Source organism: Pseudarthrobacter sp. N5 (assembly GCF_050157035.1).
GTDB lineage: Bacteria > Actinomycetota > Actinomycetes > Actinomycetales > Micrococcaceae > Arthrobacter.
Genome location: NZ_CP189593.1, coordinates 941928 through 962579, shown reverse-complemented (window position 1 = coordinate 962579; position 20652 = coordinate 941928). Strand labels below are relative to the sequence as shown.

20 protein-coding genes, 1 tRNA gene, 2 pseudogenes and 1 riboswitch are annotated in these 20652 nt (G+C 64.6%); of the genes and pseudogenes, 14 read left to right on the top strand and 9 right to left on the bottom strand.

All coding sequences use genetic code 11. The features are described from left to right. Positions 1 to 181 precede the first annotated feature (181 nt). Positions 182 to 255, top strand: a tRNA-Arg gene (locus ACQCST_RS04895). Between the two features lie 103 nt (positions 256 to 358). Here the strand turns inward: ACQCST_RS04895 and ACQCST_RS04890 are convergent. Continuing rightward, positions 359 to 1093 carry a FadR/GntR family transcriptional regulator gene (locus ACQCST_RS04890; RefSeq protein ID WP_426998206.1) on the bottom strand — a complete coding sequence of 245 codons (735 nt, stop codon included), beginning with the start codon at positions 1091 to 1093 and terminating at the stop codon, positions 359 to 361. A 225-nt stretch (positions 1094 to 1318) separates the two neighbouring features. On the opposite strand from ACQCST_RS04890, the gene ACQCST_RS04885 reads away from it, so the two are divergent. The 3 genes and pseudogenes from ACQCST_RS04885 to ACQCST_RS04875 form a co-directional block, all read left to right on the top strand. Further along, entirely contained in the window at positions 1319 to 1507 is a 189-nt protein-coding gene (locus tag ACQCST_RS04885) for a hypothetical protein (RefSeq protein ID WP_426998205.1), read from the top strand. Positions 1508 to 1645: 138 nt separating this feature from the next. Then, positions 1646 to 1846: pseudogene (locus tag ACQCST_RS04880) on the top strand (ROK family protein); the annotation flags it as partial. Between the two features lie 88 nt (positions 1847 to 1934). Beyond that, positions 1935 to 2239 (top strand): annotated as a pseudogene (locus ACQCST_RS04875) (N-acetylmannosamine-6-phosphate 2-epimerase); the annotation flags it as partial. Between the two features lie 30 nt (positions 2240 to 2269). Here the strand turns inward: ACQCST_RS04875 and ACQCST_RS04870 are convergent. Further along, positions 2270 to 3193, bottom strand: coding sequence for a serine hydrolase (locus tag ACQCST_RS04870; RefSeq protein WP_426998204.1), 924 nt, complete (start codon positions 3191 to 3193; stop codon positions 2270 to 2272). Positions 3194 to 3303: 110 nt separating this feature from the next. On the opposite strand from ACQCST_RS04870, the gene ACQCST_RS04865 reads away from it, so the two are divergent. The 4 genes from ACQCST_RS04865 (at position 3304) to ACQCST_RS04850 (ending at position 8257) form a co-directional block, all read left to right on the top strand. Next, complete coding sequence (locus tag ACQCST_RS04865; protein WP_426998203.1) at positions 3304 to 4767, top strand: dihydrolipoyl dehydrogenase family protein; 1464 nt, start codon at positions 3304 to 3306, stop codon at positions 4765 to 4767. A 123-nt stretch (positions 4768 to 4890) separates the two neighbouring features. Next, the gene (locus tag ACQCST_RS04860; RefSeq protein WP_426998202.1) at positions 4891 to 5580 is read left to right on the top strand and encodes an ABC transporter ATP-binding protein; all 690 of its coding nucleotides are present in this window, start codon (positions 4891 to 4893) and stop codon (positions 5578 to 5580) included. Then, a complete protein-coding gene (locus ACQCST_RS04855) occupies positions 5577 to 7613 on the top strand; it encodes a YhgE/Pip family protein (RefSeq protein ID WP_426998201.1) in 2037 nt (678 codons plus the stop codon). Before ACQCST_RS04860 ends, ACQCST_RS04855 begins: the two co-directional genes overlap by 4 nt. After that, positions 7610 to 8257, top strand: coding sequence for a TetR/AcrR family transcriptional regulator (locus tag ACQCST_RS04850; protein ID WP_426998200.1), 648 nt, complete (start codon positions 7610 to 7612; stop codon positions 8255 to 8257). Before ACQCST_RS04855 ends, ACQCST_RS04850 begins: the two co-directional genes overlap by 4 nt. 541 nt (positions 8258 to 8798) lie before the next feature. Here ACQCST_RS04850 and ACQCST_RS04845 read toward each other — a convergent pair. Continuing rightward, entirely contained in the window at positions 8799 to 9809 is a 1011-nt protein-coding gene (locus ACQCST_RS04845) for an EamA family transporter (protein WP_426998199.1), read from the bottom strand. Positions 9810 to 9881: 72 nt separating this feature from the next. Here ACQCST_RS04845 and ACQCST_RS04840 point away from each other — a divergent pair, with 72 nt between their 5' ends. Beyond that, entirely contained in the window at positions 9882 to 10793 is a 912-nt protein-coding gene (locus tag ACQCST_RS04840; RefSeq protein WP_426998198.1) for a LysR family transcriptional regulator, read from the top strand. A 368-nt stretch (positions 10794 to 11161) separates the two neighbouring features. On the opposite strand, the gene ACQCST_RS04835 is transcribed toward ACQCST_RS04840, so the two are convergent. Together ACQCST_RS04835 and ACQCST_RS04830 are read right to left on the bottom strand one after the other, a co-directional pair. Beyond that, positions 11162 to 11689: a SixA phosphatase family protein gene (locus ACQCST_RS04835; RefSeq protein WP_426998197.1), complete on the bottom strand. Its 528-nt coding sequence runs from the start codon at positions 11687 to 11689 to the stop codon at positions 11162 to 11164. Between the two features lie 210 nt (positions 11690 to 11899). Beyond that, complete coding sequence (locus ACQCST_RS04830; protein ID WP_426998196.1) at positions 11900 to 12772, bottom strand: winged helix-turn-helix domain-containing protein; 873 nt, start codon at positions 12770 to 12772, stop codon at positions 11900 to 11902. A 679-nt stretch (positions 12773 to 13451) separates the two neighbouring features. On the opposite strand from ACQCST_RS04830, the gene ACQCST_RS04825 reads away from it, so the two are divergent. From ACQCST_RS04825 to ACQCST_RS04810, 4 genes are all read left to right on the top strand, one after another. Next, positions 13452 to 14192 (top strand): response regulator transcription factor, encoded by a 741-nt coding sequence (locus ACQCST_RS04825; RefSeq protein ID WP_426998195.1) that lies wholly within the window; start codon positions 13452 to 13454, stop codon positions 14190 to 14192. Positions 14193 to 14195: 3 nt separating this feature from the next. Continuing rightward, the gene (locus ACQCST_RS04820) at positions 14196 to 15731 is read left to right on the top strand and encodes an ATP-binding protein (RefSeq protein ID WP_426998194.1); all 1536 of its coding nucleotides are present in this window, start codon (positions 14196 to 14198) and stop codon (positions 15729 to 15731) included. Positions 15732 to 15808: 77 nt separating this feature from the next. After that, positions 15809 to 15992: riboswitch (cyclic di-AMP (ydaO/yuaA leader) on the top strand. A 4-nt stretch (positions 15993 to 15996) separates the two neighbouring features. Then, on the top strand, positions 15997 to 16785 hold the full coding sequence (locus ACQCST_RS04815; RefSeq protein ID WP_426998193.1) for a hypothetical protein: 789 nt from the start codon (positions 15997 to 15999) through the stop codon (positions 16783 to 16785). A gap of 188 nt (positions 16786 to 16973) precedes the next feature. After that, positions 16974 to 17417 (top strand): YdeI/OmpD-associated family protein, encoded by a 444-nt coding sequence (locus ACQCST_RS04810; protein WP_426998192.1) that lies wholly within the window; start codon positions 16974 to 16976, stop codon positions 17415 to 17417. Here ACQCST_RS04810 and ACQCST_RS04805 read toward each other — a convergent pair. From ACQCST_RS04805 to ACQCST_RS04790, 4 genes are all read right to left on the bottom strand, one after another. Then, positions 17398 to 18072: an HAD-IA family hydrolase gene (locus tag ACQCST_RS04805; RefSeq protein ID WP_426998191.1), complete on the bottom strand. Its 675-nt coding sequence runs from the start codon at positions 18070 to 18072 to the stop codon at positions 17398 to 17400. The two genes, ACQCST_RS04810 and ACQCST_RS04805, sit on opposite strands and share 20 nt — an antisense overlap. A 54-nt stretch (positions 18073 to 18126) precedes the next feature. Next, positions 18127 to 18504, bottom strand: coding sequence for a VOC family protein (locus tag ACQCST_RS04800; RefSeq protein WP_426998190.1), 378 nt, complete (start codon positions 18502 to 18504; stop codon positions 18127 to 18129). A 67-nt stretch (positions 18505 to 18571) separates the two neighbouring features. Then, entirely contained in the window at positions 18572 to 19207 is a 636-nt protein-coding gene (gene upp / locus ACQCST_RS04795) for a uracil phosphoribosyltransferase (RefSeq protein ID WP_426998189.1), read from the bottom strand. A 12-nt stretch (positions 19208 to 19219) separates the two neighbouring features. Next, on the bottom strand, positions 19220 to 20050 hold the full coding sequence (locus tag ACQCST_RS04790; RefSeq protein ID WP_426998188.1) for a phosphatase PAP2 family protein: 831 nt from the start codon (positions 20048 to 20050) through the stop codon (positions 19220 to 19222). A gap of 68 nt (positions 20051 to 20118) precedes the next feature. On the opposite strand from ACQCST_RS04790, the gene tadA reads away from it, so the two are divergent. Continuing rightward, the gene (gene tadA, locus ACQCST_RS04785) at positions 20119 to 20622 is read left to right on the top strand and encodes a tRNA adenosine(34) deaminase TadA (RefSeq protein ID WP_426998187.1); all 504 of its coding nucleotides are present in this window, start codon (positions 20119 to 20121) and stop codon (positions 20620 to 20622) included. The last annotated feature ends 30 nt before the right edge of the window (positions 20623 to 20652 follow it).

Below are 20652 nucleotides of genomic sequence, written 5' to 3'. Positions count from 1 at the left end.
AAATACAGTTCCCCGGAAAATCAAGGATCCTGGAGCCGAGCTCGCAAAATTTAGTGACGAAGGTCACCTAGACCGGTCTAGTCGTGGAGATTACACCGCCCTCGATTGGAACTACAGGCAAATCTCGCGTAAAGTAATTCGAGGTTCGGGGCGAGCAGTTGATCACCTTGAACCGCAAGATGCGCCCATAGCTCAGCTGGATAGAGCGTCTGTCTACGGAACAGAAGGCCGGGGGTTCGAATCCCTCTGGGCGCACAGAATAGAAGGTCCGCACCGGTTATCCGGTGCGGACCTTCTGCGTTAACGGCCAGGGTTGCGTGCCCAGGTCCCGGCAGGCTCGACCAGCCGGCCCAGGCTGTTACTCCGAAACGGCCGCGGAGATCCGCTTGCGGATTCCGTCGAAGTGCCGGTTCAGGCGTTCGGAGGCCTGGACCTTGTCTCCCGCCGCCACGGCCGCGTAGATGTTCCGGTGCAGCGCGGCAGTGGCCACCAGATCCTCCGCGGCGGTTCCGGCGCCGATTTCAACATGGATTTTCCGGTACACCTTCCAGAACACGCCCATGAGGTCCACAAGGAGTTCGTTGTTCAGTGGTTCAAACAGCCGGCTGTGGAACTCGGCGTCAGCTTCAACGAAGTTTTCGCCTGCGGCGGCCAGCCCCTCCATCCGGACTACGGATCCCTCAATTGCGGCCAACTGGCCGTCTGTCATCACGTCCATGGAACTGCCGATCAGACCGGATTCGAGAGCCTGGCGCACGTCCACCAGCTGGAGCGCTTCAAGTCCCTGATGGCGAAGGGACAGCCGACCCCGGAAAGTCAGGCCGTCAGCCAGGGCTTCGAAGTTACTGGGAGCCACAAACATGCCGAAGCCATGGCGGATCTCAATGACCCCCAGGGCCTGAAGGACCTTGAGGGATTCCCGCAGCGTGTTCCTGCCAACGCCCAAGGCAACGGACAGTTCATTCTCAGTGGGCAACGGGTCTCCGGCCTCGAGCTCGCGCTCAAGAATCAGTTCCATAATGTCCGCCTGCAGTGCCCGGAGACGGGCCTGCGCACTGAACCTCGCCTGCGGAACGATACTTGTCGTTGTCATCGTTCTCCTTGCAGAAAATACCGTGCCGCCAAGTCTCATCCGAATGGATAAATACCTGGGTGCGGCATCAGTACGGTGTTATATTGAGCCAATAGCCGCCCGATACATGTAGTGATACAGATCATACAACATCGGATATCCCACCTCCTAGAGTTTCCGCAGCCCTTTTGCGCAACAGCCCGGTCGTTTGGAGTCCCCGTTAGCGAACAGTCCGGTAAGCGGCCAATGCCGCCGCGCGTCTACACCCGCAACGGCCTCGTTTCCGGCGGCGCATCGGGCCTAGGCGCTTGCAAGAACGCCCTCCAGGTCATGGGCGTCATTAAATCCACCACCATGAGCCATTCGATGCTGTCCCTGAACGCCGGCGAAACCGCAGCAATCAAGGTAATCCTCAAGCGCAATGGCCTGGTCTAGTCCGGCGCTTTTTGAAGCTCTAGTCCGGCGCTTTTTGAAGCTCTAGTCCGGCGCTTTTTGAAGCTCTAGTCCGGCGCTTTTTGAAGCTCAAGTCCGGCGTTTGTTGAAGCCTTGGGCCCGGTGATCGAGCACTGTCGGCTCATTAACGTCCTGGACCCGGAAGTTGTTGTGGTGTCCGGCGGACTGGCGGACGCCGGTGACCGGTGGTGGAAGCCCATGGAACGCGCTCTGCGGGCCGAGCTGCTGGCTCCCCTGGCCGAGGTTCCCGTGGTTCAGGCAACGCTGGGCAACACCGCCGCCATTGTTGGTGCCGCCAAACTTGTCCTTAATCTTCCATAACCGAATACTCCAATACCCGCAGACGTCCGTAGGAGACACCCATGATCCTGACCCCCGAAGGCCAGGCCTCGAAGCCCTCCGTTCCCAGCTGATCGTCTCCTGCCAGGCGTACCCCGGCGAACCCATGCGCGATCCGCGCACCACCGGCCAGGTGGCAGCCCGCGCAGTGATCGGAGGGCCGCCGCAATCCGTGTGCAGGGGCTGGCGGACGTCGGGTTCACACGCACTGCCGTCGAGGCCGGTGCCGATCTGATCGGCACCACGCTATCCGGCTACACCGGCGAGCGCCCCAAAATTGACGGCCCTGATTTCGAACTGTTCGAACGCATCGCGTCCACCGGCCTCGGCAAGCCGCTGATCGCAGAGGGCCGCATTCATACCCCGGCGCACGCCTGAACCAGCGAAACATGAGCGCGAGAGGCTTCAGACTCCGTACACAGCGCCCGTCACAGCCTGGGTCAGCTGGTGGATGATGGCTGTCTGGGCATCGTAGGTCAGATCCGGTAGCTCCACGTCCCCGGATGAGGAACCCGGATCCTTCAGCTCCGTGTAAAGCACCAGCACGAAGCTCTTGCCGTCCTTGTTCAGAATGGCAGCGTCGTGCAGCTCCCCGCCCAGCATTCCGTACTTGTGAAACACCTGAATGCCTGCTGGCACTGCCGCCGGGATAAGAGACTCAAAGTTGGTGTCCCGCATATAGGACAGCAACAGGGACGTGTTCTCCGCGTCCACCAGCCTGCCCTCGAACAGACCCGCCAGGGTCCGCGCCATGTCCGCGGCAGTGAGGACGTTTTCATCCATGCTGTAATCGATTCCCAGGGTCTGCGCAGAGTAGGCCTGCAGCTCCTCCGGGCCGATGGCGTCCAGGACTGACGCCCAGGCATTGTTGTCGCTGTCCTGGATCATTTCCTGCAGTTCGTAGCCGGAGTTGTAGTCGTCCATCGGGTCCGCCAACGAGGCCTGGCCGGATTCGACTTTGTGCAGGTAGGCAATTGCCGCCAGGACTTTCGCCGTGCTCGCTGCGACAAATGGTTCCGCGGAGCCGTACTCATGGACCGCATTGTCTGTGGTATCCACCAGCGCGACACCGATGCGGTAACCGGCGTTGTCCGAGATGACGCGATCAATGGCCGTCTGCAGATTGCCGCCGATTCCCACCGACGGGGTTGAATCATGGACCCCGGCTCCTGGCTGGTTGGGCTGGGAATCAGCTGCCGGTCTGTTGGCGATCCCTACCAGGGAACCCGTCCCGATCCCTGGCGACGGGGAGAGCCCCGTGAATGAAACAAGTCCCAGGACCACGGCTACTGCCGCCATTCCAGTGATTATTCCGCCGCTCTTTCTCATGGCAATCACCTTCGTTCCGGTTGCTCTGGATCGCTGTGTTAATCGTATCTGTTGTGGCTGGCTTCTGGATCTCAATGTTAACCACCAGACGCCGGGCGTAGGCTGTTGCCATGGCTGCACAGGTTCTTGAGCGGGAATTCGACGTCATTGTGATCGGTGCCGGGGCCGCGGGGGAAAACGTCGCGGACCGTGCAGTGCAGGGCGGACTGACCGCGGTACTGGTGGAGGCTGAGCTGGTGGGCGGCGAGTGCTCATACTGGGCCTGCATGCCGTCCAAGGCGCTGATCCGGCCGGGCACGGCTCTGCACGGCGCCCAAACCGTGCCCGGCGCCCAAGAAGCAGTCACCCGCACCCTGGACTCCGCTGCCGTGCTGAAGCGTCGGGACTATTTCACCTCGAACTGGCAGGATGACGGCCAGATCAAGTGGATGGAGGACACAGGGATCGAGCTGATCCGCGGCCACGGCTGGCTCACCGGGCCGCGCGCAGTGGAAGTAGCCGGGCTGGACGGCAACAGTTATGCGCTCACGGCGCGTCACGCCGTCGTTCTAGCCACGGGCTCCACCCCCAACCGGCCGCCCATAGACGGCCTGGCCGATCTCGAATACTGGGGCACCCGCGAAGCCACGTCTGCCTCGGAGATCCCCGAAAGGCTGGCCGTGCTGGGCGGCGGCGTGGCCGGAACAGAGCTGGCGCAGGCATTTGCGCGCCTGGGCTCCGAGGTTGTCCTGGTTGCCCGCAGCGGCCTTCTCGGTAACTTTCCCCAGGAAGCGGCTGCTTTGGTTGCTGCCGGCCTCCGCGCGGATGGCGTGGAGCTCCACTTAAACTCCCGGACTGACAGTGCCCGCGAGAACGACGACGGTTCCCTCACCCTGTCGCTCGACGACGGAGCCACGGTGACAGCGGACAAGCTCCTGGTAACGACCGGCCGGCATCCCGCGCTGGAAGGTCTCGGCCTGGAAAGTGTGGGCCTGGACTCCCCCGACGGCCAGCCGTTGACGCTCCGAACGGACTCCACCGGCCTGGTGGAAGGAGCAGCGAGCGACGGCGACAGCGGACTCTGGCTGTACGCGGTAGGCGACGCCGCCGGAAAGGCGCTGCTGACGCACCAAGGTAAGTACGAGGCCCGGGCCGCCGCCGATTCCATCGTGGCCCGGGCGAAGGGGGAACTGCAGGGGGCGCCGGCAGCGTGGAGCCACTTTGCGCAGACTGCCGATGAGCACGCCATCCCCAACGTGGTGTTCACCGATCCGGAGCTGGCCACTGTGGGCCGCACCGTGGAGCAGGCGAGAAGGGATGGCTACAACGTGTCCTCCGTCCAGCTTCCCATTGCCGTAGCCGGCTCCTCCCTGCACTCGGAAAACTACGAAGGCTGGGCCCAGCTGGTCATCGACGAGGACCGGAAGGTGCTCCTCGGTGCCACCTTCGCCGGTCCGGATGTGGCTGAGCTGCTGCACGCCGCCACCATCGCAGTGGTGGGTGAAGTGCCGCTGGACAGGCTGTGGCATGCAGTCCCCGCCTACCCCACGATCAGCGAGGTGTGGCTCCGGTTGCTCGAAGAGTACGGTTTGTAAGGCGGCTGTTCTTCCGGCAACGGCCCCAGGCTGACTGTTTGGTCACGTCGGCCCGAGTCTATTTGCACTGACTGGTCAGTTCAGTTAGACTGTGGGAAGACAACGAACCGCGAAAGGCCACCATTGCTCTCCGTACAACAGCTCCATGTGAAAGGCCGGCGGGATGACCTGCTCCCGCCCACCTCACTTCAGGCCAAGCGCGGCGATCTCCTGCTCGTCTCCGGCAACCGCCAGGACCAGCGCACAGCCCTCGCACTCACCCTTACCGGCCGCATGAAACCGTCGGACGGCCACATCAGCTGGGATGGCAGGGTCAAGATCAAACCCCTCCGGCTCGCCAGCGGACTGGTGGACTCGCCGGGCGTCAACGAACCCGAACAGCACCTGAGCGTGCGGGATCTGGTCACCGAGGACCTCGCCCTCATTCCCCGCCGGTATCGCGGAGCACTGCTCAGCAAGCCCTGGCTCAAGATCAACCGCTTCGAGGACATCGCGGAGCTGTGGACGGAGCAGCTCCCGCCCGAACGCAGGACCGAACTCCTCACGGCTCTGGCCCTCGCCAACCCCTACACCGACCTCCTGGTCATCGACTCCCCCGACCGCCACACCGCCGACGTTGCGGACTGGCTTCCGCGGCTTGAGAAGCTGGCGTACGACGGCGGCCGGCCACTCGCCGTCGTCGCCACCGTGGCTGCCCTCCCGGACAACTGGACCGGACCCGCCGCGGTGATCGGCAACTCGATCCACCACCCGCGCAGCGCCGGATCGCACGCTGCAGAAGAATCCCGACTCGAAACCGAGGACGCAAAGTGACTGTGCTGCGGCTGGCCCGCTCTGAACTCAAGCGCATGACCGGCGGGCTGTTGCCCAAGCTGACCATCCTGGCGCTGACCATGGTGCCGTTGCTGTATGGCGCCGTGTACCTATACGCCAACTGGGATCCGTATGGCAACCTGAACCAGATCGACGCTGCCTTGGTGGTTGAAGATACTGGCTCCACATCCAGTGACGGCGCCGAGCTGAAAGCAGGCCAGAAGGTCGCGGACAGCCTGGTGGAGGGCCATCTTTTCAACTGGCAGTCCGTTGCGACCACCCAGGAAGCAGATCAGGGTGTGAGTAGCGGAAAATACGCATTTGCGCTCAAGATCCCCAAGGATTTCTCCACAAACCTGGTCTCTCCCGGCAGCTTCGACTCCGCCAGCCAGGCCATGCTCAACGTCACCACCAACGACGCCAACAACTACCTGCTGAGCACCATCGTGGACAAGCTGACCACCGCCGTCCACACCTCCGTGGCCACCGAAGTCGGCGAGGAAACAGCCAACCAGCTGCTGACCGGCTTCGGCACCATCCACTACCAGATGCTCAAGGCAGCCGACGGCGCTGGGCAGCTCGCGGACGGCATCGCCACCCTCCGGGACGGTACGGTCACCCTCCACGCAGGGACCACCGAGCTCGCCAACGGCGCCGGCCGGCTGTACAACGGGCAGCTCAAACTGCGCGATGGCGCCAACCAGCTGACCAACGGTGCCGGACAGCTGAGCAGCGGGCTGGCCGAACTCAAGGACAAAACCGCCACCCTTCCCACCGATACCCGGACGCTCGCCAACGGTGCCGCCCAGGTGGCCGCCGGCAACGCCGCCCTGAACACCAAGGTCCAGGACGTCGTCGGACAGCTCGATGCTGCGGACAAGGGACTTCGGACCCGGGTGGTGGAGTCCAACGCCCGGCTGGTTGCGGCGAATGTTCTTACGCCGGCGCAGGCGGAGCAGATTCTCAAGGACTTCGACACCGCGGCCGCCTCCAGCCCGGTTGCCGACGCCAAGGCGAAGATCGCCACGGATGCTGCCCAGATCAAGCATCTCGCTGACGGCTCTGAGGCCGTCAGCGCGGGCGCTGCCCAGCTCGCGGGCGCCACCCCGGCGCTTCGGGACGCAATCGTGCAGGCATCCGGCGGCGCCGACCAGCTGCACACGGGGGCAGCAACGCTGGCAGCCGGGCAGCAGAGCGCGCTGGACGGCGCGGCACAGCTCGCCGACGGAGCGCAGAAGCTCGACGACGGCGCGGCGCGGCTTGAGACCGGTGCCGGCACCGCAGCCGACGGCGCCCGCACGCTCGCTGGTGAACTGGCCAAGGGCGCGGGGCAGGTGCCAAACCCCGATGACGCGCAGAAGAACAGCCTCTCGAAGGTCATTTCCGATCCGGTAGCAGTCAGCAACGTCTCGCAGGCGAAAGCCGGTTCCTACGGCGCAGGACTCGCCCCGTTCTTCCTGACCCTCGCCTTGTGGATCGGCGTGTTTATGCTGATCCAGGCAATGCGTCCCATCACCCAGCGGGCCCTGGCATCGAACGCCCCGGCGTGGAAAATCGCCGTCGGCGGATGGCTTCCGTTCCTTGCCGTCTCCGTGGTGCAGGCGAGCCTGCTGACCCTGGTGGTGAATGTGGGGCTGGGACTGAACCCGGCGCATCCGGTGCTGATGTGGCTCTTTATGCTCGCGGCGGCCATGGCGTTCAGTGCCATCATCCAGGGTGTGGTGGCGCTGCTCGGTTCGCCCGGAAAGCTGGTGGTGCTGATTCTGCTGGTGCTGCAACTGGTCTCCTCCGGGGGCACGTTCCCCTGGCAGACCACACCACAGCCGCTCCACGTGGTGCACGAGGTCCTGCCCATGGGCTACGTGGTCACTGGCATGCGGCATCTCATTTACGGTGCTGACCTGTCCATGATCCTGCCTACCGTGTTGGGGCTGATGGGCTACACCCTGCTGGGTGCAGGGCTGTCCACACTGGCCGTTCATAAGCACAAGTTCTGGACGCTCAAGTCCCTGAAACCAGAGATCGCCGTATGAACACCCCGAAGTCCGGCCCGGCGGAGTCCGATGCCGCTGAATCCGGCGAGAAGAAGCTCCGCCCGGAGCGTACCAACGCCACCAGGCAGAAGCTCTTCGAGGCGTCCATGGAGCTGATTGGCGAGCGCGGTGCGGCCGGCGTGACCGTGGACGAGATCGCCGCTGCCGCCGGTGTGTCCAAGGGAACGGTCTACTACAACTTCGGCAGCAAGTCGGACCTGATAGCCCAGCTGCTGCGCCACGGCGTGGACATACTGCTGGCCCGGCTGCTGAGCGTGAAGGATGTTTCCGCCGATCCGCTGGTGGCCATGGATGCGATGATTGGCCAGGCCATGGATTTTATGGCCGAGTACCCGTCCTTTGCCCGGCTGTGGGTCAGTGAAAACTGGCGCACCCCCAGTGAATGGCAGGACACCTTTGCCGAACTTCGTGAGCGCCTGTTGGAAGTGATCGGCGCGGCCGTTGAAGGCGTGGCTGCCGTGTACACCGTAGACCGCTCCATCTCCCGGGGCAGCCTGGAGACCGCGATCTTCGGTGCCTGCTTTGTGGTGGGCCTGGACCGTCAGACCTATAACCCGGAGCGGACCCGTGACCAGAGCGTTGCAGCCATCATGGCAATTATGCGCGGCTACGTGGTGAAGTAACCGCGGCATCAGCGATGATTAGTCACATGCGCCACATGGGTAACAGCGGGAAGATCGCCATCGGAGCGGTTTTCGCTGCCCTGGGCCTGCTGGTACTCACGGCCATCACGCTGGAAGAAGCGGTCCTGTTCGCGTTCCTGGGAGTGGTGGGGGTTGGCTACGTGGCGTCAGTTGCGGAGGTTTTCGCCAGGCGGCGCTACCTCGCGTTGGTGGCCGCCAGCGTGGGAACCAGCCTGTTTATCGGCTTCACCATTGCGTTCCTGCGCATGTGGGGGCTCGCGTTCAACCAGGACGCGGCTGCCCTTGGGACGGCCGTGACCACCAAAGACTCGGACATCTACTTCTATCTGGCGGCCATGACCGGATCGCTGACGCTGCTGCTGCTGTTTACCGGTGCTGTGTGGCCTGCCGGCATGCGGCTGCGCACTCGTTCCAGGGTGTCCGCATCCAAGCGGCGTCCGGTGCCTTCGCGGCGTCCAGCGGCGCGCACTGCTCCGCGCCCCGCTCAGGGCACTCTTAAGGGCGCTGCTCAGCGCCCCGTTCAGGGCACTTCCACCTCGCGAGTTTCTGCTCCGCGGAAGCCCGCAACGGCGGCCAGGCGTACGGCGTCGTCCGCTTCTTCCACCCTCAAGCCCGGCACCCGTAAACCGGCCGCCAAAACAGGTGCCCGCCGCTGAGCCCGCGGGCCCCCGAACTTCAGCACCGCCGTCGCCACTCCGCCCAACAGCAGCAGTCCGCCTGCCAATTCGGCCGGCGATGGAACCTCTCCCAGCGCCATCCAGGCCGCCGTCATCCCTACCACCGGAACCAGCAAGGTAAACGGCACCACGGCCGACGACGGGTAGATGCTCAGCAGCCGGTTCCAGATCCCGTAGCCCACCAGCGACGCGAAGACCGCCGTGTACAGTGCGCTCATGATGGTGGCTGGCTGCAGGTCGGCAAGGGTACCGGCGACGGCGGCCGGCCCGTCGATGAGCAGCGACAGCCCGGCGAGAGGCAGCGGCACCACGGCCCCGGACCACACCACGAGCCCCAGCCCGGAGGCTGCCTTGGCCCTGCGGGCAATGATGTTGCCGGCCGCCCAGGACAGGGCGGCGCCCAGCAAAATGATCAGGGGCAGCACGGGCGCCACTGTGCTGCGCCCCACCGCCACGATGGCCAAGCCTGCAACACCGAGGACGACGCCGGCCAGCTGCCGTCTGTTGGGCCGCTCGCCCAGGAGGCCAGCAGCCAGGAGCACGGTCAGGAGGACCTGCGCCTGCAGCACCAAGGAAGCCAGCCCTGCCGGCATACCGAGGGCCATGGCCAGGTACAGGAGCCCGAACTGGCCCGCGCTCATGAACAGCCCGACGCCGACAATCGCCTTCCAGCTGACGTCCGGCTTTCGGATGAAGAAGATCCAGGGGAAAACCACCAGCACAAAGCGCATGGCGACAAACAGCAGCGGCGGCACTTCCCGGCCGTTGGTGTGGAGGCCGAAGTCGATTGCGACGAAGTTGATGCCCCAGAGGACGGCGACGAGGACTGCCAAAGCGGAATGACGTAGGTTCACTTGCCCACTCTGACAGACGGGCGAATGAAGCACCAGCGTTGAATCCGGCACGAAATCATGTACCTTTGCTTCATGATTGATATTTCCTCCCTCCGCGCCCTGGCGGCGATCGAACAGCACGGCTCGGTGGTGGCGGCATCCGACGTGATGGGCTTCAGTCCGTCGGCCGTGTCCCAGCAGATCAAGAAGCTGGAGAAACAGACCGGGATTGCCGTCCTGGAGCGGCGGGGCCGGGGTGTGCTGCTGACGGAGCGAGGTATTGCCCTGGCTGCCTACGGACGCAGGATCCTGGCTGAACTCGAAGAACTGCAGTCCACGCTCCTGGCGGACCCTTCCAAGCCAAGCGGGCTGCTGCGGCTCGTTTCCTTCTCCACCGCCTGCCGTGGGCTGGTGGGGCCCATGCTGGGCCGGCTCGCCGCGTCCGCCACCGAGCTGGACCTCAACGTGCTGGCCGAGGATCCGCGTGAAGCCGTGGCCCGGGTGGCCAACGGGGAAGCTGATCTGGGGATTGTCCATAACTGGAACTCAGTGCCGCTGGTCATCCCGGGGCATGTGACGCTGGAGTGGCTGTGCGAGGATGTTGCGGATCTGCTGGTCAACGGCCGCCATCCGCTGGCCGGGCGGGAATCGGTGGAGCCCGCTGAGCTGGTGGACGAGCGTTGGGTCAGCACGCCCCACGGGGCCATCTGCAACGAGGCCCTCATGCGGATCTTTGCCGACCTGGGCCGCGTCCCCGACATCAAGGTCTACGATCCGGACTTCTCCACCCACATCGCACTCGTGGGACAGAACGTGGTGGTGGCGCTGGTCCCCCGGCTGGGCCGGCCTTCGTTGCCCGATGGCGTGGTGGCCGTGCGGGTGGTGAACCCGGTGCAGGCACGCCAGGTAGGAATTGTGTACCGCCGGACCATGACGGCCAGCCCGGGCATCCGCCACATTGCAGGGCTGCTTCGGGAGGTGGCCGAGACGTCCGGCACGGGATAATCCGCCAGGCTCACCCAGCTGGCTCGCAGGTGCTTGGCCGCCAAGGACTCGTCGGCCGCCGCGCGGATGAACCTCCGATGGCGCCGGCCCCGTGTTATGGATTCACTTTTGGACATGGATGGTCGCGCTATCCACCTCTGTTCCGGCATTCACGCCGGCCCATCATGAGGAGAATCAATGACTGATGAGCTGAGGGCCAGGGTCAAACGGGGAACGCGGGCCCCGGCCCAAGCGTCGGTGGACGCTTCTACGCCCCCACGTACTCACGCAGGTGCATCGCGGTGAGCGTCCCGCCGGATGCCACCAGCCCAGCGGGCGTTCCCGTGGGAATCGGCTGTGCGTGCAGCTCGTCCATGGGGCTGAATCCTCTAGTGTGCGCGGGGTATCTTGAAATGGGTGAGCCGGGCATCCTGCCCATCCAGCTCGCCCCAGGACTTTTCCGTCTCCAATACAGTCAGGGCGCTCGTTGGATAGCGGGTGGCGGCATCCATATAAGCGTCATGGTTGGAGTCGCGGGAGGCCAGATGCATGGCCAGGTCCTGCACGCCTGGCATGTGGGAAATCAGCATCAACGTGGTGACTGTGTCCGGAACCTGGTTCACAACTCTGAGCATCCGCAGCGCAGAGGTGGCGTACAGTCCGTCTTCAAGTTTCGGCGTCGGGGCCTTGTCCCCCAATTCCGCGCACACCCACGTGCACGTCTGCCGGGTGCGCAGTGCGCTGGAACAGAGGATGAAATCCGGCACCACGCCGTGCTTGAGCAGCCATTTGCCGGCTAGCGGTGCTTCGCGGTGGCCGCGCTCTTCCAGCGGCCGGTCGTGATCCGCAACGCCCCCGGGCCAGTCGGCCTTGGCATGACGCATGATCACCAACCGTTTAACATGATGCCCGTTCATGCCCCTACCCTATCGCCGCCCACCCAGCCGCGGAGGCAATTGCTCCTTGGCCCGGACGCACAAAAGCGGCATTCCGCGTAGTGCCGCATCGCCTGGGCCCACGCCGTCAGGGTTCCCTGGCCGAGCTTGCGAGGCTAGGGAGACGGTGGGGAGGAACCAAGGAGGTGTCTAAGGCACGGTGGAATGCCGCTTTTGTTTAGCCGAGTAAGGCTAGATCGAGTATTCCGGAGCGGCCCAGACCACTACCTCGGGGTGCTCGTAGAAGCGGTAGCCCTGGCCCCGGACCGTACGGACGGTGTTGGCGAGGCGTCCCAACTTGGAGCGGAGGCGGCGGATGTGCACGTCGATGGTGCGCTCGTTGGGCACCTCTTCGGCGTTGCGCCACAGGCCCTCAAGGAGTTCGTCGCGGCCCACGGTGCGGGTGCCGTTCTCGACAAGGTAGTTCAGCAGCTCGAATTCCTTGAACGTCAGATTCAGGGATTCGCCGTCCAGGTGGACTTCTCGGCGGGCAAGGTCAATGAGTACGCCGGACGGGCGGGGGTCCTGCGCCTGCTGGAGGCGGGCGTTTTCCGAGCGCTGCCGTGCATTGACGGTAGGGTCCCCGAAGGTGGAACGGACGACGTCGAGCGCGGAACCGGGGGCGCTGGCCGGCGCAACCGCAACAGCGGCGTAGCTCTCGGCACCGGACACCAGTGACTGGGCGTAGGCGCGGATTTCCTGGGCGAGCTTGGCAATGGAGGTCCCGGCGGCGGACGCGGTTTCCTCATCAATACCCATGTAAAGGACAAATCCGCGGGCCACGTTGTCGTTGGGCACCGGGCGGATGGAGTTGCCGTTGGCGCCTGCGATGAGCGGCGTGGGCGCGGTCATGGGTGCGGCTTCGGCTGCGGGAACGGCGCGGAGCTGGCCGTAGGAGTTCGGGTTGTAGCCCTGCGGCACATAGCCCTGAGCGGGGAAAGTGTTGCCGGGGCCGGCGGGGGCAAATGCCGGGCGGGCACCGAAGCCCTGACGGAGTCCGGAAGGCTGGCCTGCTTTGCTGGCGTTACGGACGGAGATGTGGACGTATCCGGATGCAACTGACATGGAATGCTTACCTCAATGTGAATGGCCGTCATCGCGGCTCGAATGCTAGGTTTCCCCGCAATGAGATCTGGGGAGGGGCGCCCGACGCTGGGCTGGGGCGAATGCCTAAAAACTTCTTGGGGTATGAAAGTCAGGCGTGCATTCGACAACAGCGTATCTCGGCGGCAGCGGGTGCGCTGGGCCAATATTCTGCGGCTGCAGTTGCTGTTGAGTTCTTGTTCACAATTGAAGTGTGCAACGTAACAATGGCAACTTGCAAGTAACAATGGACTCAGGCGTCCGCATCGTGAGACGAAAACCTTATTTGTGGCGCAGATCACGATTCTGTCGGAGCGTTAAAATAACAAGTGTTTTCTAGAACGTTTGATCGGAAAACCCGATTTACCGAAGATTATTCGAAAAGAATAGCTAAATTCCCCTGAATATTCACACTGCATCGGATTGTGAAAATTCCGCTCTGTAAATTTTTGGGATGTCCAGCCATGACGCCATCTGAACCGACTTTTCTCGTCCGGGCCAGGCTCTCTGGTCCGGCACTTCGGAACAGCCGGCAAACGCCGTCAGCCATCAGTCACCGCCCATCAGCATCACGCAGCGTCCAGCTCGCTAGGCTGGCATTCACAGCTTCCGCACAGGATCTCCAAAGCGCCGGCTAACCAGCAGACCGGAGAGTTGTCCCATGGCCACTTCGCACTCCATGACCAACAACCTTCCCCAGCTCTCCCACCCGGACGGCTCCGCCATCCGCGCCTTGGTGGTTGACGACGAGCCCAGCCTTTCCGAGCTCATGAGCATGGGCCTGCGGATGGCTGGCTGGTCCGTAGCCGTCGCCGGCGACGGCCCGGCGGCCGTGAAGCTCGCCAAGGAGTTCCGCCCGGATGTCCTGGTGCTGGATGTGATGCTTCCAGGGTTCGACGGCGTTGAATTGCTGAGCAGGATCCGCGCCTTCGCGCCCGAGGTCCCGGCACTGTTCCTGACTGCCAAGGACGCCGTCCAGGACCGCATCACCGGGCTGGCGGCCGGCGGAGACGACTACGTCACCAAGCCGTTCAGCATGGAGGAAGTCCTGTTGCGCCTGCACAGGCTGGTGCAGCGCTCGGGTGTGGCCGCCATGGATACCGCGGAACTGGTGGTGGGAGACCTGGTCCTGAACCTGGACACCCGCGAAGTCACCCGCGCCGGAGACGAACTGCAACTTACCGCCACCCAGTTCGAGCTGCTGCGCTACCTGATGGAAAACCCCAAGCGCGTGATCAGCAAGGCGCAGATCCTGGACCGGGTGTGGGACTACGACTTCGGTGGCCAGGCGAACATCGTGGAACTGTATATTTCCTATCTGCGCAAGAAAGTTGATGCCGTCCACCCACCCATGATCCACACTGTCCGCGGCGCGGGCTATGTCATCAAGCCGGCGGGCTAGGCTGTGCCCGCTCTTTCCGGACTCGACCGCGGCCAAGGACGGAGCCTGCTGAACCCGGGCACCTGGCATCTGCGCACCCGCCTGGTCCTGGTGGCCATGGCATTGCTGGTGGCCATCTGCGGGGCGATCGGACTCTTCAGCTATGCCTCGATGGACTCTTTCCTCACCCGGCAGCTGGATGACCAGCTCTCCGGGGCATCGCGGCGGTCAAGCGACTTTGGCCGGCCCTCGCCGGGCAATCCCAATGGAAGGCCGGACCCGCTTGATGCAAAAGGACAGGGCGTGGGCACTCTCATTGCCCGGATCGAGGGCGGCGAGGTGAGCAGCGCCGGCTTTCTGGCGTCGGATGCCACCCGGGCCGCGCTCTCTCCGGGCGATGATCACGTCCTTCTGGACCTCATGGCCGGCGGCACCCCCGTTGACCGGACGCTGTCCACCGGCGCCTACAGGCTGGTTGCCGCTGCCACCCCCTATGGCGACGTGATGGTGACCGGCCTGCCGCTTGCCGCCAAGCAAAGTACTCTCACGTCGCTCGTGTGGACCATGGTGATCGTGTCCCTTGGCGGCCTGGTGCTCATCGGTCTCGCCGGAACAGTGCTCATCCGCCGGACCATGAAGCCGCTGGAGCAGCTCTCGGAGGTAGCCACCCAGGTATCGCGGCTGCCGCTGGACGCCGGTGAGGTGGCACTCGCGGTGCGCGTACCGCCGTCGAACTCCTATCCTGGAACCGAAGTGGGCAGCGTGGGCCACGCCCTCAACCTGATGCTGGACAACGTCGCCAAAGCGCTCCAGGCCCGTCAGCAGAGTGAAACGAAGGTGCGCCAGTTCGTGGCCGATGCCTCGCACGAGCTCCGCACTCCCCTGACGGCAATCCGCGGCTATACCGAGCTGATGCGCATGACCGAAGACTTCACCCCGGACGGAAAGAAGTCCCTGGCCCGGGTGCAGAGCCAGTCGGAACGGATGACCACCCTGGTGGAGGATCTCCTGCTTCTGGCGAGGCTGGACGAAGGCCAGCCGCTGAAGCTCAGTGATGTGGACCTCACCCAGCTGGTCATCGAGACCGTCAGCGACGAGAAGGTCATGGCACCGGACCGCAACTGGCACCTGGAGCTCCCCGACGAGCCCGTGACGGTCCGCGGCGATGCCTCGCAGCTGCACCAGGTGCTCGCCAATCTGCTGTCCAACGCCCGCAAGCATACCGGGCCCGGAACCACCGTGGTCACCGCCGTGAAGCGGTGCGCTGACGGCAGCGCGGTGATCACAGTGACCGACGACGGCGCCGGCATCCCGCCCGAATTTGTGGACCGGGTTTTCGCTCGCTTTGCCCGCGCAGACGCGGCCCGGGCAGGCACTCCCCCCGCCGGTGCCGGGGCAGCGGCCACGGAAGGGACCAGCGGCCTGGGCCTGTCCATTGTGCAGTCGATTATGGAAGCCCACGGCGGCACCGTGGTGGTGACCTCGCGTCCCGGATGGACCGAATTTACGTTATGGCTGCCCGGCCGGCCTGATGCGCAAGGCGACGCACCGGCATCGTGATCTTCGTTACCTAAATGTGACTTAAGAGTTTTTCTGCTGTACCTTCGAAAGCGTGGGCCAACCGTTCCCGGTCCACGTCCGGGATGCGCCGAGCTCTGCCACTTCCCGGGGTCCATACATTCGAGGCAGAGACGGGGGACCCAGTGTCTCCGGGCCGTTGCTAACGCCGGCCCTCGGGGTGAAGCCGCCACGCTCAGCGTGCGGCCGGATGACCTCATCCGAACCCGACAGCTAACTCCGCAGGCGCTGAGAGGTAAATCAAACTATGTCTGCATCCAAGGATCAGTCGCGCCCTGTTGCACGCCATCGCGGTGAAAATGCCGCCCCGCCGGCCAAATCCCAGTCCGTTCTGAAGAACGCCGCCAGCCGCATCAACAGCCAGCGGATGCCGGTGGTTGCCGGCATTGTGGCCACCCTGCTGGGCGCCGCATCGCTTGGCCAGGCCGCATTCCAAGCCGTTAACGCCCCCGAACTGAGTCGGGCATCCAGCACCAGCGCGGCCGCACCGGCCGCTGTCGCCTCCGCCGATGCCCAAGCCCAAGCCCAAGCCCAAGCCTCCGAGGCTGCCGCCCTCAAGAAGGCTGCAGCTGAGAAAACCGCAGCGGAAACGTCAGCTGCGGCTAAGGTGGCGCAGGACAAGGCTGCCGCAGACAGCGCGGCCGCCGCACAGGCCACCGCGGCCGAAGACTCGCGGAAGGCCTCTGAGGCAGCCGCTGCTGCCGCCGCCGCTATCCCCGTGGCTGTCGATGACCCTGCCGCTGCCAAGGCCTACGCCGCCAGCCAGCTCGCAGCCTACGGCTGGGGCCAGGATCAGATGCAGGCGCTGAGCACCCTCTGGGACAAGGAGTCCGGATGGAAGACCACTGCCACGAACTCCTCCAGCGGCGCCTACGGGATTGTCCAGTCACTGCCCGGGACCAAAATGGCGTCCGTCGGCACCGACTGGGAAAGCAACTACAAGACGCAGATCAAGTGGGGACTGAACTACATCAAGGAACGCTACGGCTCCCCGTCAGGTGCATTGAGCTTCCACTACGCCAACAACTGGTACTAAACCAGGCGCTGATGCCGGACCAGGGCGGATCCTGAGGATCCTCTCCAGATCCGACCACTCTTCAAAGCCATGGGCTCTGAATCCTCGAGATTCAGGGCCCACGGTCTTTTTCATGCTGCGAAAGTGGTCAGACTTTGCGAGGCCTGAGCAGCTGTTGGCTTCCCGGACGGAGGGGCATACTGGACAACATGCAATTCACCACCACCATCCTGGGCAGCGGCAACACATCCGGCATCGAGGTCCCTGCTGAGATCGTCACTGCGCTGGGTGCCGGCAAGCGGCCGCCAGTAGTGGTGACCCTGAACGGGCAGAGCTACCGCAGCAGCATCGCCGTGATGGCCGGCCACTACATGATCAGTCTGAGCGCCGCTAACCGGGACCTCACGGGGGCCGCGGCCGGGGACACCGTTGAGGTGGACGTCGAGCTCGATACCCGGCCGCGGGTCATCGAAGTGCCGGAAGACCTGGCCGCGGCCTTGGCTGCCGAACCGGATGCCCATGCCTTCTATGCCACGCTGAACTACAGCTCCCAGCGGCGGTACGTGGAGCCGCTCGGTGATGCCAAGACCGCAGAAACCAGGGCGCGGCGCATCGCCAAACTGGTGGAGGATCTCAAAGCCGGAAAGAAATAGTCCAGCGTCCGTCCTCGTCGTGCTCTACAGTCGCTGACACCGACGAGTAATCCCGGATGTGCAGCACGCCGTCCGGCAGTTCCCCCGTATTTGGCCCCACGGCTATGGTGCGGATGCCGGCCGCAAGGCCGGCCGCGATGCCGGCAGGCGCGTCCTCGAACACCACCGCGTCAACCGGATCCACGCCCAGCAGCGCCGCCGCGCGAAGGTAGCCTTCCGGATGCGGTTTGCCGCGGGTCACGGCTTCGGAGGTTACCGCCGTCGTCGGCATCTCAAGACCGGCAGCCCGCATGCGGACGTCCGCAAGGATCCTGTCGGCCGAGGTGACCAGCGCCACGGCGTCGGCGGGCAGGGACCGTAAGAGCGCCGCAGCTCCGGGGATTGCCACAATGCCGGAAGTCCGCGTCCGTTCCATCTCTCCAAGTTCTTCGGCCAATGCGTCAATGTCAGCCCCGGCCGGGGCGAAGCGGCGAACGGTGTCCTTGGCCTGGATCCCGTGGGAGGTCCGCAGGATCTCGTCGATGTCCAGTCCATAGCGGCCCGCGAATTCACACCAGACCTGTTCCACGATTGCGGTGGAGTCCACCAGTGTGCCGTCCATGTCGAAGAGGACGGCATGGACTGTCAGGGTCACGGCTTCAGTGGGCAGACTCATGCATCCATCCTGCCCGCGCCGCCCGTCCGCGGCATAACTCTTACGGAGTGAGTCCTAGCCGTTGGGCCGGGCGGGGATGTACTGCACGGCCCACTTGTTGCCGTCGGGATCGGCGAAATTCACGAAGTGGCCCCAGTCCAGGACCTCGATCTCGCTGACGTCCACACCGTTGGCCTTCAGCTGGTCGTGCGCCTCCTGGATGTTGCCCACCACCATCTGCAGGGTCGGGGCAGTGCCCGCAGGCGCGTCGGTGAGGCCTTCGCCGATGCAGATGGAGCAGGCCGAGCCCGGTGGAGTCAGCTGGACGAAGCGGAGGCCGTCCATGGGCCGCTCGTCGAAGTCGGCGTTGAAACCCAGTTTGTTGACGTAGAAATCCTTGGCGCGGTCCACATCGGACACAGGGACAAACACAAGCTCAAGTTTCCAGTCCATGCGGACAGGCTAACCGCGGCAAGGAAAAAACGAAAGGCTTGAACTCGGGTGGCGGCTGGTTTAGCAGCTAGCCGGCCACACCGTAAAGGCGGTCACCGGCGTCGCCCAGGCCAGGCACAATGTAGGACTTCTCGTTGAGTTTCTCGTCAATCGAGGCCAGCACAATGGTGACGTTCGCGTCGGCGAGCTCTTCCTCGAGCTTGGCCAGTCCCTCCGGAGCAGCCAGCAAGCAGATGCAGGTCACATCCGAGGCACCGCGCTTGAAAAGGAACTTGATGGCCTCGCGCAGGGTGCCCCCGGTGGCCAGCATGGGGTCCAGGACAAAAATCTGCCGGTCCGTGAGGTTCTCCGGAAGGCGCTCCGCGTAGGTGATGATGTCCAGGGTTTCCTCGTCCCGGGCCATGCCCAGGAAGCCCACCTCGGCGGTGGGGACCAGCTTGGTCATGCCTTCCAGCATGCCCAGGCCTGCGCGGAGAATGGGGACCACCAGCGGCGTGGGCTTGGTGAACGCGGTGCCGATGGTGGTGGCAACGGGGGTCTCGATGGTGACCGGCTGGGTGCGGACATCGCGGGTGGCCTCGTAGGCGAGCAGCGTCACGAGCTCCTCGGTGAGCTGGCGGAAAACCGGCGAGGGAGTGTTTTTGTCCCGGAGAACGGTGAGCTTGTGGGCGACCAGCGGGTGGTCCACGACGAGTGTGCGCATGGGTCAAAACTATCACCCGGAGGCGGCGTCCCGGCCTGCATCCCGGGCGCCGGGATCGCGGGCGCCGGGATCGCTGGCGCCGGGATCATCCCGGACAGGATCCCTCCGGACAGCGGGGTGGTCGAAGGTGGGTGCCGGGCCTGCGTGTTCCTTGCGCCGCGTGAGATGGAAGAGGCGGTGGGCCAGAATCACCAGGCCCACCCAGGCCAGCCCCAGCAGCCAGGCGGCAAGGACATCCGTCATCCAGTGGTGCCCCAGGAAGACCCTGCTCAGGCCCATGGCCAGCACAAAGACCACCCCGGCAGTGATGACGGCCACGCGGGTCACTGTCCGTTGGAGCTCCAGGCACGCCAGGTAGACCACCACACCGATGACAACTGTTGAATTAAGTGTGTGTCCGCTCGGGAACGACGGTGACGACTCGTAGGGCGGGACGGCATCCGCATGGTCCGGACGGGTCCTGCCGAACAGCGTCTTGCCCACCGAGGTGGCCGTCACCGACACCGCGGCAGCGCTGCCCACCAGGATGAACGGCCGCCAGGTCCGGCTGGTCCAGGTGAGCCAGGCCGTCAGGATGCTGGCCAGGATGGGCATTCCGATCCCCCCGCCGATGTTTGTGAACGCAGTCACCGCGGCATCAAGGCCTGGACTCCTTAGCTGCTCCGCGAGAGCCAGCGCGGGCTTGTCCAGGTTCGCCAGCCCCACTTCGTCCACCACGTTGTCGTAGACCTCCGCGCCCAGCAGCGCCAGTGCAACAACGATGATGCCGCCCACCAACAACGTGATCCAGAGGGCAGCGTACGGAACCACCCAGCGCCCCACTCGCTCTGTCACGACTTTCACGGCGCCTCCCGGTTCATCTGCGTTTCTGCATTCAACGGCTGCCTCAACTCTGAAACTATCATTGACCCATGGCCCCCGCAGATCAGCAGCACGTTCAATGGATGGGCCTCGCCCTCGCGGAAGCCCGCCGGGCGCTGGCCACCGGGGACGTGCCGATCGGCGCCGTTGTGATCGGGCCCGACGGCGGCGTGCTGGGTTCCGGCCGCAACGAGCGCGAAGCCCACGGAGACCCCACTGCCCATGCCGAGGTGGTTGCCATCCGCCAGGCGGCGGCCCGGCTGCGCGAGCTTTCAGTGCTCGACGGCGGCAGCGGAGGCGGCTGGCGGCTGGCGGACTGCACTCTGGTGGTGACCCTTGAGCCGTGCGCCATGTGCGCCGGGGCCATCGTGCTGGCCCGCATACCGCGTGTGGTGTTCGGGGCGTGGGATGAGAAGGCAGGCGCTGCCGGTTCGGTGTTCGACGTCCTCCGCGAGCGCCGCCTCAACCACTGGGTGGAGGTCTACGCGGGCATAGAGGAAGCGGAATGTGCCGGGCTGCTGCGGGACTTCTTCGCGGGCCATAGGGACGGCTGAGCTCCGCGGGAGGGGGGGGGAGGGAATCCA